The sequence below is a fragment of the Sphingomonas sp. Leaf38 genome, from assembly GCF_001421825.1.
Lineage (GTDB): Bacteria > Pseudomonadota > Alphaproteobacteria > Sphingomonadales > Sphingomonadaceae > Sphingomonas.
In genome coordinates this window covers 1240135-1243294 of the sequence record NZ_LMLD01000011.1, presented here as the reverse complement: position 1 = coordinate 1243294, position 3160 = coordinate 1240135, and the positions used below count along the sequence as shown (strand labels likewise).

The 3160-nt window shown below is 66.4% G+C and carries 4 protein-coding genes; 1 reads left to right on the top strand and 3 read right to left on the bottom strand.

Annotated elements, in window-relative coordinates; translation table 11 throughout:
- The first annotated feature begins 275 nt into the window (after positions 1–275).
- A complete protein-coding gene (locus ASE88_RS13080; RefSeq protein WP_056478406.1) occupies positions 276–818 on the top strand; it encodes a pseudouridine synthase in 543 nt (180 codons plus the stop codon).
- A gap of 803 nt (positions 819–1621) precedes the next feature.
- Here ASE88_RS13080 and rplS read toward each other — a convergent pair.
- From rplS to ASE88_RS13065, 3 genes are read right to left on the bottom strand one after another with little or no spacing between them, the layout of a single operon-like run.
- Positions 1622–2014 (bottom strand): 50S ribosomal protein L19, encoded by a 393-nt coding sequence (rplS, locus tag ASE88_RS13075; protein WP_031395442.1) that lies wholly within the window; start codon positions 2012–2014, stop codon positions 1622–1624.
- A gap of 2 nt (positions 2015–2016) precedes the next feature.
- A complete protein-coding gene (trmD, locus tag ASE88_RS13070; protein ID WP_056479511.1) occupies positions 2017–2742 on the bottom strand; it encodes a tRNA (guanosine(37)-N1)-methyltransferase TrmD in 726 nt (241 codons plus the stop codon).
- The gene (locus ASE88_RS13065; protein WP_056478404.1) at positions 2739–3113 is read right to left on the bottom strand and encodes a type II toxin-antitoxin system VapC family toxin; all 375 of its coding nucleotides are present in this window, start codon (positions 3111–3113) and stop codon (positions 2739–2741) included. Before ASE88_RS13065 ends, trmD begins: the two co-directional genes overlap by 4 nt.
- Positions 3114–3160: the final 47 nt, after the last annotated feature.

Genomic DNA, 3160 nt, shown 5'->3' with positions numbered 1-3160 from the left:
GGGGGGGGGAGGATACGGAACAGCGGTTCTCCCTTCCCTCCCCCTCCGTCTGGCAAGTGCCAGCCACCTCCCCCTGGCGGGGGAGGATTGTTTGGCTCTGACTTTCGTGAATGCCCCCCGATCTTCCCTTGTAAGGGGAGGTGGCGCGAAGCGCAGGAGGGGTGTCGCCGTATCGTGAGCAGGTTACCCCTCCGTCAGCGCCCTACGCTGCCACCTCCCCTTGCAGGGGAGGAATTACGGTCGAACCGGGCCGACAATACCTCTAAAGCCCCGCCATGCCCCGCCTGATCCTCTTCAACAAACCCTACGACGTCCTCAGCCAGTTCACCGACGCGGGCTCCCCCACCCCGCGCGCGACGCTGTCGCAGTTCGTCGAGGTGCCCGGCGTCTATCCGGCGGGGCGGCTCGATCGGGACAGCGAGGGGCTGTTGCTGCTGACCGACGACGGTCGCCTCCAGGCGCGGATCGCGGATCCGAAGTTCAAGCTGGCCAAGACCTATCTCGTGCAGGTCGAGGGCGCGGCCGACGAGGCCGCGCTCGATCGGTTGCGCGAAGGCGTCGTGCTGAAGGACGGCCCCACCCGCCCCGCCGAGGTCGAACGTATCGCCGCGCCCGATCTTTGGCCGCGCGTGCCGCCGATCCGCGTCCGCGCGAGCATCCCCGATTGCTGGCTGCGCATCACGATCCGCGAAGGCCGCAACCGCCAGGTCCGCCGCATGACCGCCGCGATAGGCCACCCCACGCTGCGCCTCGTCCGCTGGAGCATCGGCGACTGGACGCTGGCCGATCTGGCGCCCGGAACGTGGCGCGACGCCTGACGGGCGGTCGAGACGGGCTGACGGCGGCGTGCGAGCCAGTCGAAGCGCGTACGCACCTCGGCTACCCACCTCGGACGGACAGCGTTGGCTATTGCGGGCGCGACGCCGCCCTCCCCACACCGTCATCCTGACGAAAGTCAGGACCCAGGGTCACGAACGCCGCACCTTGTGGCTCTGGGTCCTGACGTACGTCAGGATGACGGAGAAGAGGGTGTTCACGCGAAGGCGCGAAGAGACGCGGCCGGCCTGGCTCCCGCCCCTGCTGCCTTCTCTTTGCGCCTTAGCGCCTTCGCGTGAATCCAATCTCGACTACGCTGCATCCACAACGCACGACGATTTCTCGAACGCGTTTCCCCGCAAAGGCGGGGACCCAGACTGGACTCCCGCCTCCGCGGGAGAACAAGGACGCGACCGTGATTGCGGTAGCCAGCGCTGACAGGTCCGATCGGGAGAGCCGCCCTCCGAACGGGAAGGCGCACAGACCACCGCACCACGGTCCGAAGCACTAATCGCTGTCCTACACCGCGTCTCGAGCGCACCGTCGCTGCATGCCGGCACCCGCCCCCTCGTCCGCGATACCGCACGCACAGGCTCGCACCACCCCCGCGGCAGAATGCTGCACGTGCGTCTCTACTTCCTATACTTCACTCCGGCAGCACCCACGCCGGGACCGAATAAACCGCGCCGTTCCAACGACATCGCTCCGCCGTCCCACCCCCGCCCCGCACGCAACGAAAAAGGGCGCGGGGACTATCGCCCCCGCGCCCTTTTCCAAACCCAACCCAGAGAACCGGACCGCGCGATTACTCGGCGGCGGCAGTGCCCTTGGCGGGGCGCATGTCGCGACGCTCGGCGATACGCGCTGCCTTGCCGGTGCGGCCACGCAGATAATACAGCTTGGCGCGACGCACGGCGCCCTTGCGGACGACTTCGATCGAATCGACGTTCGGCGAGTAGAGCGGGAAAACGCGCTCGACGCCCTCACCGAAGCTCATCTTGCGGACGGTGAAGTTCGAACCCATGCCCTTGTTCGAGCGCGCGATGCACACGCCCTCATAGTTCTGAATACGCGTGCGCTCGCCTTCGACGACCTTCACGCCGACCTTCAGCGTATCGCCGGGGCGGAAATCGGGGATCGTCTTGTTGGCCAGGAACTTCGCGATGTTCTCGGCTTCGATCGTCTGCAACAGGTTCATAATCAGTCCTCGTGTCGCTGCGCGCCAGAGGGCAACTGGACCCGAACGCCCTCATGGCGTTCCCAAAGGTCCGGTCGCCGTGACCGTGTATCGATCTCCGCGCGGCGTTTGCGCCATGCGTCGATCTTCGCGTGATCCCCCGATCGCAGCACCTGCGGGATCGCGCGCCCTTCCCATATCTGAGGTCGGGTATAATGCGGATATTCAAGAAGCCCCGTTTCGAAGCTCTCGTCATCCCCACTAGAAGCCGCGCCCATTACGCCGGGGAGCAGCCGAATGCAAGCATCGAGCAGCACCAGCGCCCCCATCTCGCCCCCCGACAGGATATAGTCGCCGATCGACACCTCCTCGATATCGCGCGCCTCGAACAATCGCTCGTCGAACCCCTCGAACCGCCCGCACAGGATGGTGACGCCCGGCCCCTTGGCGAGTTCGCGAACGCGCTCCTGGGTCAGCGGCTTGCCCCGCGGCGTCATCGCGAGAACAGGCCGCCCATCGGCCACGCTGTCGACCGCCGCGGCCACTACGTCGGCCCTGAGCACCATCCCCGCCCCGCCCCCCGCCGGCGTATGGTCGACCGACTTGTGCTTGTCGGTCGCAAAGTCGCGGATCTGCACCGGCGTACACGACCACCGCCCCTCCCCGAGCGCCCGCCCGGCAAGCGAGGTGCCGAGCGGCCCCGGGAACATCTCGGGGTACAACGTCAATATCGTGGCAGCGAAGGTCACAGCGTCCAATTCTCTATGCAAAGACCCGGCACATCGGCAAAGTCTCGTTCGTTGTTGGTGATCAGCGTCAGGTCGAGCGACAGCGCATGCGCTGCGATCAGCCTGTCGAAGCTTCCGCGCCTGAACGGCAGCGTCGCATACAGCTTGGCCGACCGTTCGTCGAAGGGTAGTACCGGCACCCAGCGGCTGAACGCTTCGACCACGGGCAAGGGCGGCAGCTTCCCCTGCCAACTGCCCACCGCCAGTTCGGCAAAGACGATCGCGGACATGCCGAGTTCGCCTTCGTCGCAGCGCTCGACGCGGTTTCGCAAGCGCGGGACGTTGCCACCGAGCAGCAGGATACAGATATTGGTATCGAGCAGATACTTCATTGCGGATCGGATGGCCCCGGCCATGACGGGTCGTCCCAGGGGCGCGG

Bases quoted from the DNA above. Each gene is read 5' to 3' on its own strand.
- rplS (WP_031395442.1), bottom strand. From the start codon at position 2,014: ATGAACCTGTTGCAGACGATCGAAGCCGAGAACATCGCGAAGTTCCTG.
- ASE88_RS13080 (WP_056478406.1), top strand. From the start codon at position 276: ATGCCCCGCCTGATCCTCTTCAACAAACCCTACGACGTCCTCAGCCAG.
- ASE88_RS13065 (WP_056478404.1), bottom strand. From the start codon at position 3,113: ATGAAGTATCTGCTCGATACCAATATCTGTATCCTGCTGCTCGGTGGC.